Annotated in this window: 20 protein-coding genes; 17 read left to right on the top strand and 3 right to left on the bottom strand. The window is 49.7% G+C overall.

Annotation, left to right across the window (positions count from 1 at the left end; genetic code table 11):
• Positions 1–141 precede the first annotated feature (141 nt).
• The 14 genes from EYB31_RS10595 (at position 142) to EYB31_RS10655 (ending at position 15,842) form a co-directional block, all read left to right on the top strand.
• Positions 142–1,026 (top strand): carbohydrate ABC transporter permease, encoded by an 885-nt coding sequence (locus tag EYB31_RS10595; RefSeq protein ID WP_131013299.1) that lies wholly within the window; start codon positions 142–144, stop codon positions 1,024–1,026.
• Complete coding sequence (locus tag EYB31_RS10600) at positions 1,008–1,868, top strand: carbohydrate ABC transporter permease (RefSeq protein WP_131013300.1); 861 nt, start codon at positions 1,008–1,010, stop codon at positions 1,866–1,868. Before EYB31_RS10595 ends, EYB31_RS10600 begins: the two co-directional genes overlap by 19 nt.
• Before the next feature lie 40 nt (positions 1,869–1,908).
• Positions 1,909–2,796 carry a dihydrodipicolinate synthase family protein gene (locus EYB31_RS10605; protein WP_131013301.1) on the top strand — a complete coding sequence of 296 codons (888 nt, stop codon included), beginning with the start codon at positions 1,909–1,911 and terminating at the stop codon, positions 2,794–2,796.
• Positions 2,797–2,827: 31 nt separating this feature from the next.
• Positions 2,828–4,186: an FAD-dependent oxidoreductase gene (locus EYB31_RS10610; protein ID WP_131013302.1), complete on the top strand. Its 1,359-nt coding sequence runs from the start codon at positions 2,828–2,830 to the stop codon at positions 4,184–4,186.
• Between the two features lie 51 nt (positions 4,187–4,237).
• Positions 4,238–6,079, top strand: coding sequence for a sensor histidine kinase (locus tag EYB31_RS10615; RefSeq protein ID WP_131013303.1), 1,842 nt, complete (start codon positions 4,238–4,240; stop codon positions 6,077–6,079).
• Positions 6,072–7,652, top strand: a complete 1,581-nt coding sequence (locus tag EYB31_RS10620) for a response regulator transcription factor (RefSeq protein ID WP_131013304.1) — start codon at positions 6,072–6,074, stop codon at positions 7,650–7,652. The genes EYB31_RS10615 and EYB31_RS10620 overlap by 8 nt, the downstream gene beginning before the upstream one ends.
• 156 nt (positions 7,653–7,808) lie before the next feature.
• The gene (locus EYB31_RS10625; RefSeq protein ID WP_165452327.1) at positions 7,809–9,206 is read left to right on the top strand and encodes an extracellular solute-binding protein; all 1,398 of its coding nucleotides are present in this window, start codon (positions 7,809–7,811) and stop codon (positions 9,204–9,206) included.
• Between the two features lie 110 nt (positions 9,207–9,316).
• Positions 9,317–9,481 (top strand): hypothetical protein, encoded by a 165-nt coding sequence (locus tag EYB31_RS40165; protein ID WP_165452328.1) that lies wholly within the window; start codon positions 9,317–9,319, stop codon positions 9,479–9,481.
• 395 nt (positions 9,482–9,876) lie between these two features.
• Positions 9,877–10,497, top strand: a complete 621-nt coding sequence (locus EYB31_RS10630; protein ID WP_131013306.1) for a histidine phosphatase family protein — start codon at positions 9,877–9,879, stop codon at positions 10,495–10,497.
• Positions 10,498–10,550: 53 nt separating this feature from the next.
• Positions 10,551–11,174, top strand: a complete 624-nt coding sequence (locus tag EYB31_RS10635) for a histidine phosphatase family protein (protein ID WP_131013307.1) — start codon at positions 10,551–10,553, stop codon at positions 11,172–11,174.
• A gap of 32 nt (positions 11,175–11,206) precedes the next feature.
• Entirely contained in the window at positions 11,207–12,511 is a 1,305-nt protein-coding gene (locus tag EYB31_RS10640; RefSeq protein ID WP_131013308.1) for an extracellular solute-binding protein, read from the top strand.
• A gap of 73 nt (positions 12,512–12,584) precedes the next feature.
• Positions 12,585–13,877: a carbohydrate ABC transporter permease gene (locus EYB31_RS10645; protein ID WP_131013528.1), complete on the top strand. Its 1,293-nt coding sequence runs from the start codon at positions 12,585–12,587 to the stop codon at positions 13,875–13,877.
• Entirely contained in the window at positions 13,874–14,716 is an 843-nt protein-coding gene (locus EYB31_RS10650) for a sugar ABC transporter permease (protein ID WP_131013309.1), read from the top strand. Before EYB31_RS10645 ends, EYB31_RS10650 begins: the two co-directional genes overlap by 4 nt.
• 130 nt (positions 14,717–14,846) lie before the next feature.
• Positions 14,847–15,842 carry a LacI family DNA-binding transcriptional regulator gene (locus EYB31_RS10655; protein ID WP_240762297.1) on the top strand — a complete coding sequence of 332 codons (996 nt, stop codon included), beginning with the start codon at positions 14,847–14,849 and terminating at the stop codon, positions 15,840–15,842.
• A gap of 62 nt (positions 15,843–15,904) precedes the next feature.
• On the opposite strand, the gene EYB31_RS10660 is transcribed toward EYB31_RS10655, so the two are convergent.
• A complete protein-coding gene (locus EYB31_RS10660) occupies positions 15,905–16,876 on the bottom strand; it encodes a cohesin domain-containing protein (protein WP_131013311.1) in 972 nt (323 codons plus the stop codon).
• 35 nt (positions 16,877–16,911) lie between these two features.
• Positions 16,912–17,079, bottom strand: a complete 168-nt coding sequence (locus tag EYB31_RS40170) for a hypothetical protein (protein ID WP_165452329.1) — start codon at positions 17,077–17,079, stop codon at positions 16,912–16,914.
• Positions 17,080–17,185: 106 nt separating this feature from the next.
• Between EYB31_RS40170 and EYB31_RS10665 the strand changes: the two genes are divergently transcribed.
• Entirely contained in the window at positions 17,186–18,007 is an 822-nt protein-coding gene (locus EYB31_RS10665) for a DUF2935 domain-containing protein (RefSeq protein WP_131013312.1), read from the top strand.
• Positions 18,008–18,517: 510 nt separating this feature from the next.
• On the opposite strand, the gene EYB31_RS10670 is transcribed toward EYB31_RS10665, so the two are convergent.
• Positions 18,518–19,300: an IclR family transcriptional regulator gene (locus EYB31_RS10670; protein WP_131013313.1), complete on the bottom strand. Its 783-nt coding sequence runs from the start codon at positions 19,298–19,300 to the stop codon at positions 18,518–18,520.
• Between the two features lie 361 nt (positions 19,301–19,661).
• Between EYB31_RS10670 and EYB31_RS10675 the strand changes: the two genes are divergently transcribed.
• Both EYB31_RS10675 and EYB31_RS10680 read left to right on the top strand, forming a co-directional pair.
• Positions 19,662–20,465, top strand: a complete 804-nt coding sequence (locus EYB31_RS10675) for a DODA-type extradiol aromatic ring-opening family dioxygenase (protein ID WP_131013314.1) — start codon at positions 19,662–19,664, stop codon at positions 20,463–20,465.
• A gap of 45 nt (positions 20,466–20,510) precedes the next feature.
• Positions 20,511–21,971, top strand: a complete 1,461-nt coding sequence (locus tag EYB31_RS10680; protein WP_131013315.1) for an aldehyde dehydrogenase — start codon at positions 20,511–20,513, stop codon at positions 21,969–21,971.
• Positions 21,972–22,018: the final 47 nt, after the last annotated feature.

The following is a 22,018-nucleotide window of genomic DNA, read 5'->3' on the forward strand; positions in this document are numbered from 1 at the left end:
TTTGCGTGAAAAAGTGAATGCGTTCCGGAATCGGCAAAAATGATGAAAATTGATGCGAAGATAGTTCCTTCTGGCCTGATACAACCCGCTCTATAATGACAAAGAAGCACATATCTACGGCACAATACGGAGGTGAATCGGATGAATCCAAAGAAAGAGGCGGCTGCGGGAGTGATGTTTTTGCTGCCCAGCCTGCTCGGTTATATCGTATTTATGTTTTTCCCGATTGTTTTTTCACTCATCTTATCATTCAGCGAATGGGATTTGATTTCGGGACTGCAGACCATCAAGATGGTTGGATTGGAAAATTTCAAGCAGCTATTTCAGGACGACCTGTTTTTCCACTCGCTGAAAAACAATTTCATATATGCGGTTGGGGTTGTTCCCGTAACGATGATCATCGCCCTGCTGCTTGCGGTTGCGTTGAACCGCATGGTGTATATGAAAGGTGCCTTACGGCTCGTATTTTTCATGCCGTATATTACGACGATTGTCGCCGCGTCGGTTGTATGGATGGCGCTGCTGCACCCGTCGCAAGGGCCGCTTACGCAATTTCTCCACTCCCTTGGCGTCGAACATACGCCGCAGTGGCTCGGCAGCACAACCTGGGCGCTCCCGTCGCTGATGCTGATGATGATCTGGAACGGCCTCGGATATGATCTGGTCATTTACATGGCCGGTTTGCAGGGCATTTCCAAGGAGCTGCACGAAGCCGCCGAGGTGGACGGAGCGACAGGGATTAACAAGTTTTTCTACATTACCATTCCGCTGCTTTCGCCTACGACATTTTTTCTGTTTATTACACGTATCATTCAATCCTTTGAAGTATTTGGTCCCGTCAATATTATGACGCAAGGGGGGCCGGGCGACTCGACTTCGGTGCTGGTGCACTATATTTACGTCGTATCGTTCCAGTTTTACAAATTCGGCTACGGATCGGCTATTGCATGGGTGTTGTTCCTGATTATTTTCCTGATTACTTTGATTCAATGGAGGCAGCAGAAGAAATGGGTGACGTACACGTAAAAACGAAAGCGCGGACTAAAAGCAACCTGGGAAAGCTGCTCATGACCTTGCTGGTGTCGGTGCTTGGCATATTGATGCTGCTGCCGTTTCTGTGGATGGTTTCCGCTTCGCTAAAGCAGCCAAACGAAGTATTCCAGTTTCCGATTCGTTGGATTCCCGCACACCTGCAATTTACCAACTACAAGGAGGTGTGGCTGAACAAATATTATCCGTTTTCGCTGTTTTTTTTCAACTCGCTTAAAGTGACGGCAATCACCATCATCGGTACGCTGCTCGTTAGCGCGGCCGCCGCTTATGCATTCGCCAAAATCGAGTTCAGATGGAAAAATGCGATATTTCTCGTTTACCTGACCACTTTGATGATCCCTCATCAGGTGACGCTTGTCCCGCGGTTTATTTTATTTCATTGGCTTGGCGTGTACGACACGCATTGGACGCTGATTCTTCCGGGGATGTTTAATATTATCGGGATTTTCCTGCTGCGGCAATTTTTTATGGGTATCCCGAAAGATTTTTCCGAGTCGGCGTTTATCGATGGCGCCAGACATGCTACCATTTTTTGGCGTATCGTCATTCCGCTGGCTACACCGGGTTTTGTCTCGCTGATCATTCTGTCGTTTGTGTGGAACTGGAACAATTACATGGACCCGCTTATTTTTCTGACAAGCAAGCAGCTGTATACGATTCCGGTCGGGCTGCAGACACTGCTCGATCAGGAGGGGATCCGCACCAATCTGGTAATGGCCGGGGCGACATGCTCCGTGCTGCCTATTATGATCGTTTTTCTGCTGTTTCAAAAACATTTCATTCAAGGCATCGCTTCGAGTGGTATCAAAGGTTAGACCGGCCAATCACGGCCGCAACATATACGGAGGTGCAAACATGAATAAATTGCAAGGTGTTATTTGTCCAATGGTTACCCCGCTTGACGAGAATCAAAACATTGATGAGGCAGGAACAAGGAAGCTTGTCCGCCGCTTGCGGGAGAAAGGGGCGAGCGGGCTGTTTATCCTCGGCACGATGGGCGAGTTCCCTATGATCGTCGAAGAGGAGAAACGCAGACTGGTGGAAATCGTTGTGGATGAGGCGGGACGAGATATTTCCGTGCTGGTGAACGTGTCCGAGCAGGGACCGCGCAAAACGGAAAGGACGCTGCGCATGGCGATTGATGCCGGGGCGGAAGCGATCGTGTTGACGCCTCCGCATTATTACAACACCCGGAATAAGCGGGAGCTCTTCAATTACTATACATCTTTTTCCAGGAATACGGATGTGCCGGTTATTATTTACGACGCCGGGTATACCAATAATTCGATTCCGACCGATATTTTGCTTGAACTAAGCGCCGAGCGCAATATCATCGGCGTGAAATGCGCCGTATTCACACATGCACCGCTGCTGCGCGAGTTTTATGGAAGAGACGACTTCGCCATTTTACACGGCGACGAGACAAGCCTAGACTTGGCCGTTCATGCCGGTGCGGACGGGATCGTGCCCGGCATAAGCAGCCTTGCCGTGGATCTGTGCGTCGAGCTGTTCCAATCGGCGAAGTCGGGTCAGCTGGCGGAAGCGATGCGCGTGCAAAAGCAGCTGCTGCACATTCAGCGGACTGTGTACGGCGTCGGCGGAACCCATTGGGGCAACGGGCAAAAATATGCGCTTTCGCAGCTTGGCGTTTGCCAGGAGCATATCGCGACAACCCTACTGCCGCTAAGCGAAGAAGACCGCCGCGATATCGGAAGCATGCTGACAACATACGGAATTTCCTGATCTTATCTTACTTGAAAAGGAGCGAACAATAATGATCAAAGAGATTGACGCCGACGTTGTTGTCATCGGAGGAGGGCCGGCGGGAATCAATGCGGCCATCGCCGCCGGACGCAGCGGCGCCCGAACGGTGCTTGTCGAGCGGTACGGTTTTGTCGGCGGCATGTCGACGGCGGCGCTTGTTTATCCGTGGATGACCTTTCATACGATGGATGGCCGGCAGGTTATCAAAGGTATTGCGCAAGAAATTATCGATCGTCTGGTGAAGCTGAACGCTTCGCCGGGACATGTGCGCGATACGGTAGGTTTTGTTCGAACTGTGACGCCGTATCATCCGGAAGTGTACAAAGTGGTTGCTCTCGATATGCTGTGCGAAGCCGGAGTTAAGCTTTATCTGCACAGCTTCGCGGACGAAGCTGAGGTGGAGGACGACCGGGTCGTTTCCGTGCAGATTACGGGCAAATCCGGCCGCATGCGCATTCGGGGGAACGTATTTATCGATACGACCGGCGACGCGGATATTGCTTATTTGTCGGGAGCGCCTTATTGGCAGGGCAGAGACGGAGATTTGCTGACACAACCGATGACGCTCAAATTCCGCATGAAAGGCGTCGATTTGCAGCGCGTCAAAGCTTACATGCTGGAGCATCCGGACGAATTTAACGATAAAACGCCGATTGCGGAGCTGCCGGACTTGCCGCTGACCGGGGTGGGCGGGTTCTCCAAACATTGGCAGGAAGCCAATCTGCCGATCAACAGACAGGATGTGCTGTTTTTCACCGGACCGGGCGATGACGAAGTGCTAGTCAATTCAACGCGCGTGCAGGGCCTTGACGGAACAAAGGTTGAAGATTTGACGTTGGCTGAAGAATTGGGGCGCAAGCAGGTGCTTCAATATGCAGCGTTTATGATCGAGTCGTTGCCGGGCTTCGAAAATGCCTCGTTATCGCAAGTCGGCGCGCAGATCGGGGTTCGGGAAACGAGGCGGATCGAAGGGTTTTATGCACTGCGGATGGAGGATGTCGTACAGGCGGCGCGCTTCGATGATTGTATTGCCCGCAGCGGTTATCCGATCGACATCCACGATCCGCTTGGACGTGGTGTCACCGCGGCATGGATCGGGGGCGACGGCGCTTATGATATTCCTTACCGCTGTATCTTGTCCCGGACGATCGTCAATCTGCTGGCCGCCGGCCGCTGTATCTCGACGACCCATGAGGCGCTTGCTACTACCCGCTTGACGCCAAGCTGTATGGCAACCGGGCAGGCGGCCGGGACGGCGGCCGGATTGGCCGTCAAACGCGGAATCACGCCGCACGATATCGACGTGAAAGAGCTTCAGGCCTTGTTGATCGAAGGCGGCGCGGTACTGGAACAGGTCCGCGAGGGATAGACCGGCGATTTTGTCTTCTTATACCGCCGGTTTGTCACAATATGTTACAATATGAACAAAACAGCGGCTGCCAGCGGCATCATGGAGGTATACCGGGCGATGACAGAACGAATTTCGCGTAAAATTCGATTTCGCACCGTACAAAGCAAAATTTTCACGCTTGTATTTGTCTGTTTGATTATCCCGTTTGGTATTACTTTCTATTACAGCTTTAATTCGCTCAAAGAGATTATAACCGATAAAATCGGCACCTCCGTTCAAGAATCGCTTCATCTGACCCAAAGCAATATGGAAGAAGTGCTTGGACAGATGATGTCGGCCGCCATGCTGGTCAGCATCGATCAGCCCGTAGCCCGCGTGTTGGAATCGCCTGGCGAAATGAGCCAATACGAACGGCTGAAAATTACCGATGACATGATTTTTAAGTTAAACAGCACTTATTTGTATAAGATGCGTTTTTATACCGCGATTATGGATGCGCAGGGGCAGTTGTACTCGTCGCTGGAAAATCAGGCGAAGAAGGAAATCATTCAAAACTTCGCTTGGCTGCCGGAAGCCAAAGCGGCGAATAACCAGTTTCTATGGGTGTATGAAGAAAGCAATTTAATCAGCGCCAACAAGAAAGAACCTACCTTGATCGTCGCCAAGTCGATCAGTTCCGCCGACGGAAGACGGAATATCGGGGTGGTTATGATTTTCCTGGGAGTTAATGAACTTGGTCCCACCTTAAACACTCTGGACGGTACGATGGTGTTGTCCGACGCTAACGGTAAGGTGCTGTATCGATCCAAAGGCATGCAATTAAGCAATCTGAGCTCGGATGAACCGGTCACCCGGCGAATGGCCGACTCCAGTCAAGGCCAATTTATCGAAGACATAGACGGGCAGCGTTATATTGTGAATTACCGGACGATTGCATTGACCGGTTGGAAGATCGCGCAGTTCAGGCCGTATGAAGCCGTGTTTAAGGAAATGGTCGACCTGCAAAAAGTGTACCTTTATGTGATCGGCGGCATTCTCATCGTATTTATTTTGATTGCCGGCACAATCGCTTATGGCGTCACCCGTTCGCTGAGGCTGCTGCGGCTGAAGATGGTCAAGGTGGACAAAGGCAATCTGCACGCGGCTGCCGTAGCCGTCAGAGGAACTGATGAAATTGCGGAGCTGATGTCGACTTACAATGGCATGCTGGAGCAAATCAAGGAACTGATCCAGAATGTAAAAGAAGAGCAGAAGCAGAAAGAACATCTGCGCTTCAAGATGCTGCAGGCGCAAATCAACCCGCACTTTTTGCTGAACACACTTAACAATATCAAGTGGATGGCATATATGAGGCGCGACCAGGAGGTCGGCGACATGATCTCCCATATGGCCGTCATGATGGAGGCAAGCATCGGCCGGGGAGAAGACGTTATAGCGCTGCGGCAGGAAATTGAATATATCCAAAGTTACGTAACCTTGCAAAATATTCGTTGGAACGGGCAAATCGAGCTGCGTACGGACATCCCCGACCGCTTGCTGGCATGCGCCATTGTGAAGTTTACGCTGCAGCCGCTTGTCGAGAACAGCATTATACACGGCAGAGGGCAAGGTCGCAATGAAGCGCAGACGATTGATATCGTTTGCGAAGAAGAGCAGGACCATGTGACTCTCATCGTACGCGACAACGGTACGGGTGTCCCGGACAATAAGCTGCGCGTGATCAAGGAAACGCTTGCGGAGCCGCAGCTGTACCGGAATCGGGAGCGCGTCGGGCTGCTGAATGTGCATGAACGAATCAAGCTTCATTTCGGCGATGCCTTCGGCATCGCTGTGAACAGCGCAGTAGGGGAAGGCACAGCCGTTACCGTAACGTTGCCGAAACTTTTGCCAGACGGAGGGACTCATGTATAAAGTCATCATTGTGGACGACGAAATGCTGGTGCGTATTGGCATGACTTCCTTGATCCAGTGGGAGGACCACGGTTTTGAAGTGGTCGGAACCGCCAGCGACGGACTGCAGGCCTGCCAATTGATCGAGCGGCATATGCCGGATATTGTGCTGACGGACATCGTGATGCCCGAACTGAACGGCCTTGAGTTAATCGCTGCAACACGCCAAAAGTACCCGTTTATCCGTTTTATCGTGCTGAGCAGTCATAGCGATTATGCTTACGTGCGGGAAGCGATGAAGCTGGGCGCGGAAGATTACATTTTGAAAGCTTCCGTTAAACCGGCGGAAATGATTCGTCTGCTTGAGACAACGACGGCCAAGATGGGAATCAGCCCGGCGCTGCCGGAAACGGGGAAATCGGCGGGGCGCACAACCGACAGGGAAACGATGATTCGTTTGCTTGGAGGCGGCGCGATCGACGAGGCGGAACGCGAAGGCTGGTTTGCGGAACGCGGCGATGCTTTGCATGATTGGCTTATATTGGTGATTAAAGCGCACGGTCCCGAGGAGGAAACTGCAAATATCGGGATGGAGAGCGCTTTATTGCATTTGACGGATGCATATTTTTCGGGTAGCTGCGAGCATGTAGCGTTGTATAAAAGCGGCGAGTACATGGCGCTGATATCCGTCCCGCGCAGCGATGCGGATTTGGAGCCCGCGGCGTCCGACGCCGCTCCGCTGCTGCTTGCGGTCCGGCGTTATTTGAACGTGGAGGTCAGCATCGGCATGAGCGGGCGGTTCGCCGGTCCTGCGGCCTTTAAAGCGGCGTTTGTGCAGGCCAAAGAAGCGCTGCAGTACGGCTTTTATTGCGGATTGGGGCAATGTTACCGATACGATCCGGCTTTTTTTCCGTCTATAGGCAACGGCTCCTTATTTGATAAAAAAGACGAGGAGCGGCTGGAGCATTGCGTGGAGACGGGAGCTTACGACGGATTGGAACCGCTGATCGCATCAATTTTTGCAAAACTGTCGATGAACAGGTATTACCGCAATCAAGATATCGGCATGTTTATGGAAATTGTTCATGCGGTCAAACGTATCGGCACACGCCAAGGGGTTGAATGGGAACGCGTTTATCCGGGGGATACGCCTATTCATATCGAACTGCTGCGGCTCAGAACGATTGCAGACATGCAAGGCTGGTTCACCGCGCTCATCGGATCGTTTAGCCAACAGCTGCTAAAGTTTAACGGGGAGAAATACCGTGAAGAAGTGCGCCGTCTGATCGGTTATTTGAAGACGAATTATGCGCAGGATATATCGCTTAACGGGGCTGCCGCGATTGCCAATATGAGCCCAAGTTATTTGAGCTCCATTTTCAAACGGGAAACAAATAAAAGCTTTGTGGAGTTTTTGACCGAAATCCGGATGGAGAAGGCGGCGGAGTTGCTCATCCAAACGGATCTTCCCAGCTACCTGATCGCCGAGCAAGTGGGATACGAAAATATCAATTACTTCGGCAGGGCGTTCAAAAAAGAAATGGGTGTCAGCCCAAGCCAATACCGGATGAACCGTTCAAATACAAAAAAATAAAACAACGTTCGAAAAATAATGAATATGCGGCTGCGGAGCCAAAATAAATGAAACAAAACGGCAAAATACTTCCTTCTGGCCGGAATCAATGCGGATTATACTCAATCATGTAAGCGCTATATGGATGCTGCGATCATTTATTGGGGGAGGATTTTCATGAAAAAGAAATTAGTGTCGATACCTGCGTTATTCAGTGCCGTGCTGCTTGTTTCAACGCTGAGCGGCTGCGGAGGGGCGGAACCGGCCAAAACGGATAACGCCGCTGCCGCCGGACAACCCGCGCAGAAGACGGCTCCTTCGGAACCGTCCGCATCTTCGCAAATCAAACCGGCGAAGATCACATGGTGGGCGGCATGGGCCGAAGATCAGGGGCCTGCAGAGATGATCAAGAAGTTTAATCAGAAATATCCGCAGATTAAAGTCGAATACGTGCAGTTCACAAACAGCGATGAAGGCAATGTCAAAGTGGATACAAGCCTTGTTGCCGGCCAGCAGATCGATGTGTTTTTCAACTACGGGCTGCCGCGGTTGGAAGCACGGGCCAAAAAAGGCGTTCTCCAGGATTTGAACGAATTTTTGACTAAGGACAAGGTTGATGTGGCCGGTGAATTCGGGCAAGAAACGTTCCAAATCGACGGCAAGTATTACGGACTGCCGGCGACTTCTCTGATCGATGCCGTTTTCATCAACAAGAAAATGCTCGACGCTGCAGGCTTGAAAGTACCGGAGCGCTGGACGCTGGATGAATACGCCGAATATGCGAAAGCGTTGACCAAAGGCGAAGGAAGCTCGAAAATATACGGTTCTTCCGACTACCTCAGCAATTATTACTGGACGAATCCGGTCAGAGGGCTGCTTGGCAGCAACGCCTGGTACAAGTCGGACGGCACATCCAACTTCGATCATCCGGCCTACAAAAAAGCGCTCGAATTCAAGAACAAAATTGAAAACGTAGATAAATATCAGTATCCGTACACCGAATATAAATCGACCAAATCGTCAACCAACGAGTTATTTATCCAAGGAAAGATGGCGATGGCCGTCAATTCCAACTCGGTTGCGAGGTTCATCAGCAATACAAAAGATTATCCCCGGGATTTCCTCGTAACGGTCGCTCCGCTGCCGACACTCGAGAAAGACCAGAAGGAAGTATATACAAACGGATTGCGGCACTTCGGCTATTTGGCCATGAATAAAAACACGAAGGAAAAAGAAGCCTCCTGGCTGTTTTTGAAATGGCTGTCAACCGAAGGCTCGGTGGATTTGGCCCAAGTCGGACATATCCCTACCTGGAAAAAGAACAATAAAGATGCGATTGCCGCCATTATGCTCGGCCCTAATGCGGATAAAGTTGTGGATGTAGAGACATTCAAGCGTGTTATCTTGAATTATGATGCAAAGTCCTATACGGACACCATCTACACCGCTTATAACGAAGTCAACAAAATTTTGCAGGATGAGGCGGAAAAAGCGCTGTTTGGCATTTCCAGCATCGACGATGCTTTAAAGGAAATGAAGAAGAAAGCGGATCAAGCGATTAAAGCTGCAAAATAAGCTCAGGCAAGGTAGGGAAAATATGGGGCGGAAGCGGTTTTGGCTCGACGGCCGGTTATCAAATTGATGATTTCACCGTTCAAGCCTGGAATGGAAGCGCTTGGCAAACGATGGCGACCGTCACGGGCAATACAAAAGATAGCGCTCTTGGCACATATAACGATTTGCCGATCACAGCTGTAACGACAACCAAACTGAGGATGGACATCACCAACCCAAGCCACGACACCGACAATCGGGCTAGGTTGCAGGAAATCGAAGTGCACGGATATTAGAATCGGATTACCCCTGTCAGCGGAAAACCGGCGAGGGTAAATTTATTATTTCGAAATGTGCTGGCTGAGCGCGACGAACCAGATCGTGCCGTTAGGAAAAAACGACTCGAATTCACGGTATGTGAATTTCAGTCGTTTTTTTATGTTTCATTCCGATCCTTGGGCATAGTATGCATTTGATTATGAAATCTGTTTCATTTTGTTTCTGCTTTGTTTCAATGAAATAAACAATGTCATCAAAAGGTATGCACTGCGACTGGTGCTAATGAATTAAAAATAAGTTGTTTACACATAAAGATAAATGTGTTTTAATAATTTTTGTGAAACTAATATGAAATTATAATGAAATAATTTCATATTAGTTTCACATATCGTTTCATTGATTCGGAGGTATCATGGAATTATTTCTTATCCGACACGGCCAATCCGTAGGGAACATTGCGAGAGATCAAGATCTGCCGGATTCGCCGCTTACCGGGCTGGGTAAGGAGCAAGCTGGAAGAATCGCGGATTATTTGGGAGACAAGCCAATCACCCGCATTATATCAAGCCCGCTCATTCGCGCCTTGCAGACCGCGCAATCATTGGCCAGAAAAATCTCTTTGCCTATTGAGATTTGGAAGGAACTGTACGAGTACCGTAAGGGGGCTCCTTTTATTGGGGCCGCCGGAGATGAATTTTTGGCAGCGTATTCGGAAGCGGCGGTTTCGGATGAATGGTTGGAGGAAGGGGGCTGGAAATACCCTGGTCATGAGGACCAGGCAGCTGTAACTCGGAGAGCGGCAGCCATTGTACATAAGTTTCGCCAATGCGGCGACAATGATTGCATTGCCGTGTTTGCCCACGGGACGTTTAATGATTATTTAATCCGCGAACTTCTGGACATTGCGGATAAACCCCATATTCAGTTCGATCAGCTGAATACGGGACTGAACCATTTTGTGCTTGGCAGAGGGGACATCAAGGTCCGCAAGCTGAATGTTACGGAGCATTTGAATTTGGCACTTCAATCGTAGCTTTCGCTTACAAGCGCGCATATTTGATATAGACAGAGGAGGTAACATCATCCGTGCACTTGTATGTGATCCGGCATGCTCAATCCACTAAAAATATCGGGCAGGGGGGCGGAGCCAACTGCAGTTTGTCCGAAATCGGCGAATGGCAAGCAGAGCAAGTCCCATCGTTTTTCAAGGATATTCCGATTCGTTCCATATATTGCAGCCCTTTGCGCAGAGTTATCCAAACGGCAACTCCGCTTGCGGCGGAAAAGCAGTTGCCGATCATTCTTGTTCCTGAAATGTCAGAGATGTTTCTTGATCTATGGACGGAATATCGGGATTATCCGTGGGCAAACTGTAAACAGCTTGTAAGCGCTCATCCGCTGACCCGATTTATCGATTCACACGATACCGCCCTGCCGTGGTGGCCCAAATGGCCGGAGGACAAAGCTGCGGTAAGAAAGCGGGTGAAGTCGTTTTATGACGCCTGCCTTGCTCCTTCATTAGCGACCGACGATCATATTGTCGTATTCGGGCACGGCCAATCCACGGCGGATTTAAAACAAATTGCCAACCCTGGGGACACGTTTCCGGTGTATAATGCAGGAATTGTCGAGTTTGATCTTCAAGCTGACGGGCAGTGCCAATCTGCTGTCGTACATACCGGTCATCTGGGCCCACATGTTTCCGATTAAATCCAATTCAACGGCTAGGGAGGAATAAATCTATGTTTAGAAAAACACCACTTGTATTGGCAGTTTCCATGATCGCCGCGATGTTGTCCGCTTGCGGGCCTCAGCGCGATGCGCAAGGAACGGCCGCGGGCAATGCGGCTCCGCAAAACACGGCGGCGAAGACGGCCGAGGCGCCCAAGCCGGAAAAGCTGACCATTTGGGCTAATGAAGCGGAAAAAGAATTGCAGGCGATGCGTGAAATTACAGCCAAATTCACGGAAGAAACCGGAGTAAAAGTCGAAGTGAAGCCGGTTAATGCCAGGGAACAAGCGAAAGCGTTCTCACTAGACGGTCCGGCCGGACGCGGCCCTGATCTATGGTGGGCTACACACAACTCTATGGGCAAAAACGTTCTGCAAGGATTAGCGGAACCGTACAACCTGGACCCGGAGGTGCTGAAAAATTACTCCAAAGAAACAATCGATGCGGTGACCCAGCAGGGCAAAATCTATAATCTTCCGATGGTTGTAGAAACAGCCGTCATGTTCTACAATAAGGATTTGCTGCCGACAGCGCCGGCAACTTGGGCTGATCTGGAGACATTTGCAGCGGGTTTTACGGATGCGGATAAGAAGAAATACGGCTTCCTGATTGACGGCACTAATTTTTACTATACCAACATGTTTATGCAGGGCAACGGGGGCTACATATTTGCTTACGACAAAGACAAAGGTTACAATGCTGCGGATATCGGTTTAAATAACGAAGGTTCGGTGAAGGGTGCAAAGCTGATCCAATCGTGGTTCCAAAAAGGTTATCTTCCCCAGTCGATTACGGGCGACGTGATGGACGGCTTGTTTAAGGAAGGTAAAGTAGGCGCTGTCGTTTCCGTGCCTTCATCGTTGATGAACTATAAGAGCACGCTGGGGGACAAGCTGGCTGTCGCGCCGCTTCCGAAGCTGGAGAACGGCAAACGTCCGTCGTCGTTTATGGGACTGAAGGGCTGGGTGCTTTCCCCGTTCTCCAAGCAGAAGGAATGGGCGGCCAAACTGGCCGTTTACATGACCAATCAGAAATCCCTGGAGCATTACTTTGAGGTCGCTGGAGAAGTTCCGGCTACACTGGCCGGTTTGGGAAGCCAAGTGATTACAAGCCATCCTTATTACTCGGCAGTGGCCGAGCAAGTGAAGTCTGCAACACCGACGCCAAACAATCCGGAAATTTCGCAGACATGGGAACCGATGCAGAACGCTTTTGTTTTCATTGCGAAAGGCAACGATGCCAAGGATGTACTTACTGAAGCGGTAGGGCAAATCAAAGAGCAAATTGCGATCAACAATTCATCTGCTAAAAAATAGTCGAACGCCCGGATGAGGATGAAATAATCCTCATCCGTCTATCGTGAGGGGGCTTATTGTCTTGGGTGAACAGATGAACATCGGCAACAAATCCGTTCCCGGTAAACATAATCCGCGTATTGCGGCGTTGCTTTCGTTGATACCGGGACTAGGGCAAGTATATAACGGAAGATATATAAAGGGTATGCTGTTTTTTATGATCATGGCCTCGTTTATTATCGTGTTTTATGATTTCCTTAATATCGGTTATTGGGGAATTGTCACTTTAGGCACTTTACAGGGGGTAGACGATTCCAGGGCGCTGCTGATCCAAGGCATTATTTCGCTGCTATTAACCGGCTTCGCCGTTGTTTTTTATTGGTTTAATTTGGCGGATGCAAGGAAAGAAGCGGAGAAAATTCAGATGGGCTGGCGAATCTCGACAATAAGCGAAGGGTTCAGAGCTGCTTGGGATAAAGGATTTCCGTATGCGTTAATCGCTCCGGGCCTGTTTATGGTCGTGTTTGTGCTGCTCCTCCCTTTATTGTTTATGATGGCGCTGGCGTTTACAAACTACAACATTTACAACTCGCCGCCACGCTTTTTATTAAGCTGGGTCGGATTTGACAATTTTGTCAATGTATTTTCGGTGCCGATTTGGAGAAAAACATTTTTTTCCGTATTGTCCTGGACGATCGTATGGACCTTGGTCGCCACGACGCTGCAGGTCGGACTGGCGTTATTTCTGGCTGTCATCGTCAATGACAAACGGGTGAGATACAAGAAGCTGATCCGCACCTTCCTCATCTTGCCGTGGGCTGTGCCCAGTTTTGTTTCCATTTTGACGTTCGCCGGCATGTTCAACGACCAGTTCGGCGCTGTCAACAATTTGCTGCTGGCTCCGTTTGGCATTTCGATCCCGTGGATGACGGATTCAATGTGGACGAAAGTGGCGATAATATTTGTGGAAGTTTGGCTCGGATTTGCGTTTGTGTTCGCTTTGTTTACCGGTGTGCTGCAAAGTGTAAGCAATGACTGGTATGAGGCTGCAGACGTCGACGGGGCAAACAAGTGGCAGAAGTTCCGTCATATTACGCTGCCGCATGTTTTATTTGCTACAGCACCGCTATTAATCATTCAATATACCGGGAATTTCAACAACTTCAATATCATTTATTTGTTTAATCGAGGGGGGCCTCCCGTACGGGGACAATCGGCAGGTTCCACAGACATTGTAATTTCATGGGTATACAAGCTGACTTTTGACACGATGAATTATAATATGGCTTCCGTCATTTCCATTATGCTTGGGATTATCGTAGCGGGGGCCGCTTTCCTTCAGTTCCGGAGAACACGTTCGTTTAAAGAAGGGGGAGACGGCAAATGAATGCAAAGTTAAAAAACACCGTTGAGCTTGCGGGCATTTATTTGGTCATTGCCGTTATGTTCCTCGTCATTTTGTATCCGCTGCTTTGGGTGCTCGGCATTTCATTAAATCCGGGAACAAGCGCGTACAGCGCCTCCATTATTCCTAAGAACGCGTCGCTTGAACATTATATTTGGCTGTTTACAAACAAAGACAGCGATTATTTGCTTTGGTACAAAAATACGCTTATCGTGGCTTCGGCCAAGACGGTTCTTTCGCTTATTGTTACGCTGCTGCTTGCTTACGCGTTTTCAAGGTATCATTTTGTCGGCCGGAAAAACGGCTTGTATGTGCTGATGCTGGTAAAAATTTTTCCGGTACTCATGGGGATGGTGGCGCTGTATATTCTCCTGAATATCGTGGGACTTCTGGATTCCTTGGTTGGTTTGACGTTGATTTATGTAGGAACCTCCATTCCTACGCATGCTTTTTTAGTCAAAGGTTATTTTGACACGATTCCGCGGGACTTGGATGAATCCGCCAAAATCGACGGGGCCGGTCACTTTCGGATTTTTTTCCAAATCATTCTGCCGCTCGCGGTTCCGATTGTCGCCGTTGTCGCTTTATTTAATTTCATGGCTCCGTTTATGGATTTTATGCTGCCGAGCATCGTCATTCGCAGCCCTGAGAACTATACGCTTGCGCTTGGGTTGTACAATTTGGTCAACCGGGAATTTGGCAGCAATTTTACGCGTTTCGCGGCGGGTTCGGTATTAATTGCCGTACCGATTGCAACGGTGTTTCTATACTTTCAGCGTTACCTGATCTCGGGGTTAACGGTAGGAGCTTCCAAGAGCTGAAGACCTAACGCCCATTGAAGCAATTACTGGAAAAGGATTGCAGATTCGTAGTATGATAAAAAAAAGTTCGTCTTATGGTGAAAAGGTAGCTGCGGCTGCAAGAGACGGGAGGTGAGACAAAATCGCAACAGTGAAAGACGTAGCCCTCATCGCAGGAGTTTCTCCGGCGACAGTGTCCAGGGTTCTTACGAATAAAGGGAATATTGCCAGCGAAACCAAAGCCCGAATTTACTCGGCTATGGAGCAGGTCAACTATGTGCCAAGCGGCCAGCAGCAAGCGGGCAAGTCCAAAACGGTCTGTCTGGCTATTGCGCGGACACCCAGCGATTTTGTGGGCAATGCTTTTTTCAGCGATGTGCTCTGCGGAATATCGGATGCGGCCAAGCAGATCGAATACAATGTGTTGTTTTCGTTAGCTTATACAATGGAAGAGCAGATCGAGAAATGCGCAAGGCTGTACAAGGAAAAGCAGGCGGGCGGATTTATTTTTACAAGCGTATTGTCCAGCGATAAAGATATGCTGTTGCAAAAAATGCAGGAGCTGCAAATTCCGTTTGTCCTGATCGGCAAAAGTTTGACCCACAACGTTTTTTCCGTCCATAACGACAATATGCGCGACAGCTATATGGCGACGACCTATTTGATTAATAAAGGCTACAAGAACATTTTGCTGCTGACTCCAAATGTAAACCAAGATGTGGTGCATGACCGTATTCACGGCTACCGCCGTGCGGTGGAAGAGCATGGTTTGCATATCGCCTCTACGCATGTGGTGTATTGCGATGACGATGAAGAAGGAATTATGCGCACATTAGAGCGGGTTCGGCAGGAAGGCATTGTGTTTGATGCGATTATGACGATGGAGAACATTATGTCGTTGAGCGCACTTAAGTACTGCCAGAGTAAAGGATTGAGAGTACCCGAGGATCTTGGTATCCTGTGTTTCAACAACGCGGCTTATTTGGACAAGCTTTCACCATCGATAACGTGCGTTGATCTGAATCCGACCTTATTGGGGGCTGAAGCGTTCAAGCTGCTGAAGGACATTATGAATGCGGCGCCTGCAGACCGGATTCACAAAAGCGTCACGCTTCCTTCCGAAATCATCGAACGAAATTCAACCTGAAACGCAAAAGGATCTCAACATCCACCGTTAAGTGGAGGCTGAGATCCTTTTTTTCGATTCGCTTAAGAATTAGGCGCATAGTTTGCGTTTTTCAGCATCTCCTGCACGATGAACAGCAGGTCTTCGCTGCCGATATAATCATTTCCGGCTTGATTCGTGTTGTAAATCGCAGGCGTATTCCAGGAAAACTGGCCGTAATAATAGGCGTCGATCGCCAAATCGAGGAGCGTGTATTCTCCTGATCTGTTGACGTCCAGCGCATTTTGTACGATCACGGTATCTTCGTTACAGGAGCGCCCGAGCAGATCAAATTCCTTAGCGGTATCCGCGATCCGGCATTTGAGGGCATCGACTTTGCCGGTTCCTGCCGCTTTGGCCCGCAGCTTCAGCTTCAGCAGCGTCGCTTCGCCGGTAATGCCGTAGGCTTGTCCTTGGCTGGCTGCGATAAACCGGATCGTTCCGTTCTGGGATAACGATGCATTGTAGATGGTATACCCCGGAACTTCCTCGAAACCGATAAAATCAAACAAACTTTTGTCATACCCTACCGTAACATCCTCGGCATAAATGCCGCTGACATTTGCCAAAACGACATTGGCGGTAAATTCGGTGCCGATGGCAATTTTCTCTTCGGCAATCCGGATATCCAATACGGGCTGGTTGGGCGGAATATAAACCGCAACTTCATTGGAATTCAGGCTTTCCCCGCTGCCATTCAAGGCGGATACCACATAATAATACGTTGTGCCGGTCAGCAGGCTTGTGTCCGTATAAGTGACCCCGGTGACGCTGGGAGCAATGACCGAATACGGGCCGCCCGACAAGATGGAGCGTTTAACGTTGTACCCCATGCTTCCCAAGACCGGAGTCCATGTAATATTGGCATATGTGCTGCCGTAGACGGATGAGGCGACCGGGCTGCTTGGCGCCGATAATTGGAGCAGTGGCTCCGCAGCTTCAGCGGCAAACATCGCTTGCGGGAATACAAGGGAACAAAGCAGGACAATAACGATAAATAGCGGTGAACTTTTCAATAAACTCTCTCTCCTTTAATAGTGTATTGTTAAAACTATTTCATATCGTACAAAACGGGAGAGATCCTGTCCAATACATAAATTACATATTTTACATAATCGTCATTGTGTTCAAAACCGACAATTCCAGCCGACAGGCCGATGTTCCAGTATCCCCCCTGCTGCCATGCTTGCCCGGTATGCCCCTTTCTGCTGTTTCCCATCCGGGCTCGGATAAAAAGATTCGTTTATAAATCATTGGACAATTAACCATATAGGCATTCGCACATATGGTGAAGTATACACAGCGGTTGAAGGGAGAACCCGGAAATGTCCAATGAGTTTGTGACGCGATCCTTGGATGAAGTCAGATTTTGGTCGCGTATCATGAAAGAACATTCATTGTTTCTGAAACTGGGATTTCGGTGTGAAGACACTCAATTGATCAATGAAGCCAATCAATTTTATGCCGTTTTCGAAGCGATCGAAATGAAGGCAAATGCATTTACGGTTGGCACGGATCCGCAAACCATTTTAAGGTTCAACCAGGAGGTTCACAATGCAGCGTCCCACATCTGGGCGTTCAAAAGGAAAGTGCTTGGACTCATTTTGCGCTGCCAGCTTCCGGGGGCAAATAACTTCCCCTTGCTGGTCGATCATGTGAGCAGAGAGGCATTTTATTTTAGAAACAGGCTGGAGGAACTGAATACCGGCAGATTGGAACCGCTGCCTGATGCGATTATTGACGAAAACGTGTTTTTCCTGCGCATCATGGCCGATCATGCCAAGTTTATCAGCCATTTGCTTGATCCGTCAGAACGGAAATTGGTAGATCAGGCGAACCAGTTCAGCCATGATTTCGATCAGCTTTTGTTCCAAGCCAAAGATTTGGAATCGATGCGTCCGCAATCGCAAACGGCCCCTCTGCTTGACCAGTTTCTCGACCAGAACCGGGTGTCGGTCAAATCGCTGCGCGATTTTAAGAAAACGGCGCGCGACTTAATTGAGGCCTGCCGAATCAAAAGCATTATTCATCCGCTGCTGGCGGATCATGTATTTCGTGAAGCCGAACGATTTTTGTTTATTATCGACATGTTTGAAAACAGCTTGACCGGAAAACCCGTGCCTGCGCTGCATAATGTAATGGATTAGCGTATTCCCGCGCCGGGCCATACGCTAACGCTAATGGACAGGAGCGCCTTGGTTTGGCAAAAAAATCTGCCGGAGATATCTCCAAGGCAGATTTTTTGTGTTTGTGCGCCACTAGCAGTTTGAAAGCTGCTGTGCGCATACAGATATCGGAAAGATAAGGGCTCATAGCTGCAATGTAACGGACTGAGATGCCGTTATCGGGCCTAATTTCGCCTGCTGGAAATTGTAACGGACCGGGAAGACTCTATTGAGCATGACGAACGCTCATTTGTATTATTTGCCATCAAATAAAGTCTCCCAAGTCCGTTACAATGGAAACAGCCCCCTTTTGATGTAAATAAAGTCTCTGGAGTCCGTTAGCATCATAGCGCTGCAGCTCATCTAGAAACTTGTTTTGAAAGGTGTCCACTTTTTATTCTAGTCGCACCGGGCATGGAGGACATTTTGCTTCTGATCGTCCTCTTCCATAACCATTTCAATCAGGCGTTTTCTCCGTTTGCCGACCGGCCTTCAAGCCATATACCCCAAGCTGCGCGAAATTTCCTTTGCCGCCTTCACCACTTTATTGCGCATGGACGGAATCAGATGCCGCTGAATCCGGTGTTTTGGGCCGATCAGCGAGATGGCGGCGACCACCTGCTTGGTGTAGTCGCGAATCGGCGCAGCCATCGATACGACGTCATCGAGATATTCGGAATCGCTGAGGCAAAATTCCGCTTCGCGGATCGCAGCCAGCTGCGATTTCAGCTGATCCGGATCGGTAATGGTGTAGCGGGAAAATGACGCTAGAGGTTCGGACAATACTTTGGCGATGGTCACGGGATCTTGAAAAGAGAGCAGAATTTTGCCCGAGCTGGTAGCATGCAGCGGATTTCTCCGCCCTACATAAGACAAAATGCGCACCGGGTGCGAACATTCGATTTGTTCGATGTACACGACCTCCTGGCTTTCGAAGACAGCGATGTGAGCGGCTTCCCCGGTTTCTCTCACCAGTGTGCTTAATATCGGTTTCGCTTCACGCCGCACTTCCAGCTGTGAACTGACAATGCTGCTCAACGTAAGGAGGCGGAGGCCTAGCCGGTATTTCTGATTTTCCGCGTCTTTGGCCACAAAACCTTCGCCGGCCAGTGTGCTGAGCAGACGGCTGACCGTGCTTTTGCCTATCCCCAGCTCGGCGGCTATATCGCTAACCCGCTTTTCCGGCTCCTCGCTTGTAAAACAATTCAAAATACGCAGCGCGTTTTTGACTGACGAATATTCGGCCGACGATACTTTTTCGGCTTGTTCCGGCATATGGTTCCCCCTCGAATGTCGCTTTGGATGGAGGACACTGAAAAAGTGAACGCTGCATGAGCAAATCATGCTTACGATCGCTAATTGTCCTCGAATTTCTTCAATTTACCTGCTTGCGGCAGGTGAAATTCGGGGATAAAAGCGAAAACCGGCGCTTCTCCAACATGATTTCGCTCACTCCGCTACTTTTTCAGTGTCCTCTTTGGATGCAGGGTGCTTTTTTTCGAGTATATCACGAACAATTTGAAAAAAATATTGTGCTGTTCCGTATAGAGCAACAGTGATGTTGTATGCAGAACTTACTGCTCTTATGATAAATGTATATTGTAAGTGTTTCCACTACCATTCAAGGAGGGCTATCATGTCACTTGAAATGACTTTATTGGCGGCACATGTGCCTAGTATTTGCCATGAGGAGAAGGCGCCGGATTTCCAAAGCGAGCTGGTCAAAGGGCTTAAGTTGATGCGCGACCGGATTCAGGAAATGCAGACGGAAGTGGTTGTTCTGATGTCCTGCCATTTTCCGGCGACCTTCCATCATTACGTAGATGCGACGCCGCAGCATCATGGCGTGCTGACGGCCGTCGAATGCCCGGATTTGATCGCAGACGTTCCATATAACTACCCGGGCGATCAGCCGCTTGCCAAACAGCTGGTGGAAGCCGGCAAACAAGCGGGCATCCCGGTTCTCGAATTCAACGACCCCACTTATATGTGGGATTACGGCACGGTTGTTCCGCTGCGTTACCTTGTTCCGAAGGAAGATATCCCGATCATCAGCTTGTCGGTCTGCTGGGCTTCGAGCCTGGAGGAATCGTATCAATGGGGCGTGCAAATCGGCAAAGTGCTGCGGGAAAGCAACAAACGCACGGTGTTCGTGAGCAGCGGTGCATTATCCCACAATCTCGTCAGAGGACGGGAAAACATGCCGACGCTTTCCGAACGCGCGCTGGACAATCAATTCCTTGATTACATCATGAAAGGCGATTATGAGCCTGCCCGCGAGATGCTGAACCAATACGCACGTATCGCCGGGGTCGAATCCGGAGGCCGCCATTTGGCCGCACTGCTCGGAGTGCTTGGCGTCAGCCCGCAGCAAGCGGAGTTTTGGGGTTACGGGCAATCGTCGGGAAGCGCCAACGCAATCATTTCATTTGTCTCATAACGACAACTCAATCCATCTTAAAATCAGCGAAGAGGAGAATGTACCATGCAGCAAACCAATGTAAAACCAATCGATTGCTTACACTTTATTGATGGCAAATTCGTTCCATCCTTTGACGGCAAAACCTTTGACAACATCAACCCGGCTACCGAAGAAAAACTCGGCACGGTGGCGGAAGGCGGTGCGGCGGAAATCGATCTTGCCGTTCAGGCGGCGAAACGGGCGTTAAACGGTCCATGGAAAAAAATGAGCGCAAACGAGCGTATCGCCGTATTGCGTAAAGTCGGCGATCTGATTTTGGCCAGAAAAGACGAGTTGGCCGCATTGGAGTCGCTGGATACCGGCAAGCCGATCTGGCTGTCCGGCAGCATCGATATTCCGCGTTCCGCTTACAACTTCCATTTCTTTTCCGATTATATCCGCACGATCACTAACGAAGCGACGCAAATGGACGATGTGGCGTTAAACTATGCGATCCGCCGTCCGGTAGGCGTCATCGGCCTGATTAATCCGTGGAATCTGCCGCTGCTGCTCTTGACCTGGAAGCTTGCGCCTGCACTTGCGGCAGGCAATACTGTCGTCATGAAACCGGCGGAGCTGACGCCGATGACGGCAACTGCATTGGCTGAAATATGCCGCGATGCCGGAATGCCGGACGGTGTGGTCAACCTGGTGCACGGTTTCGGGCCGAATTCTGCAGGAGCGGCGCTGACCGAACATCCGGATGTGAACGCGATCAGCTTTACAGGGGAAACGACAACAGGCAAAATCATTATGACCACAGCGGCCAAGACGCTGAAACGGCTTTCCTATGAGCTGGGCGGCAAAAATCCGAACATCATATTCGCCGATTCCAACTTGGACGAAGTGATCGAAACGACGATGAAATCAAGCTTTATCAACCAAGGCGAAGTGTGCTTGTGCGGCTCCCGGATCTACGTCGAACGTTCGGCATACGAAGCGTTTCTGGAAAAATTCGTTGCCAAAACAAAAGAGCTTGTCGTCGGCGACCCGTTCGAACCAAAGACGAAGGTCGGCGCATTAATCAGCGACGAGCATTATGAGCGCGTAACCGGCTACATCAAGCTTGCGATTGAAGAAGGAGGCACCATTCTTCATGGCGGCAAACGTCCCGAGGGGCTGGACAAAGGCTATTACCTGGAGCCGACGATCATTACCGGGCTTGACCGCAACTGCCGTGTCGTACAAGAGGAAATTTTCGGGCCGGTTGTTACCGTCATTCCGTTTGATACGGAAGAAGATGTGCTTGATCAAGTCAACGACACGCATTATGGCCTGAGCGCATCGGTTTGGACCAACGATCTGCGCCGTGCCCACCGTGTCGCCGGCCAAATCGAAGCAGGCATCGTGTGGGTGAATACGTGGTTTTTACGCGATCTGCGTACGCCGTTCGGCGGCATGAAGCAAAGCGGGATCGGCCGCGAGGGCGGTATGCACAGCTTCGAGTTTTATTCGGAATTAACGAACATTTGTATCAAGTTATAATAGAAGATGTTTGCCGATTATGAATCTCGGTTCAATTCATTTCATAA

This window comes from Paenibacillus thalictri, from assembly GCF_004307995.1.
Lineage (GTDB): Bacteria > Bacillota > Bacilli > Paenibacillales > NBRC-103111 > Paenibacillus_AF > Paenibacillus_AF thalictri.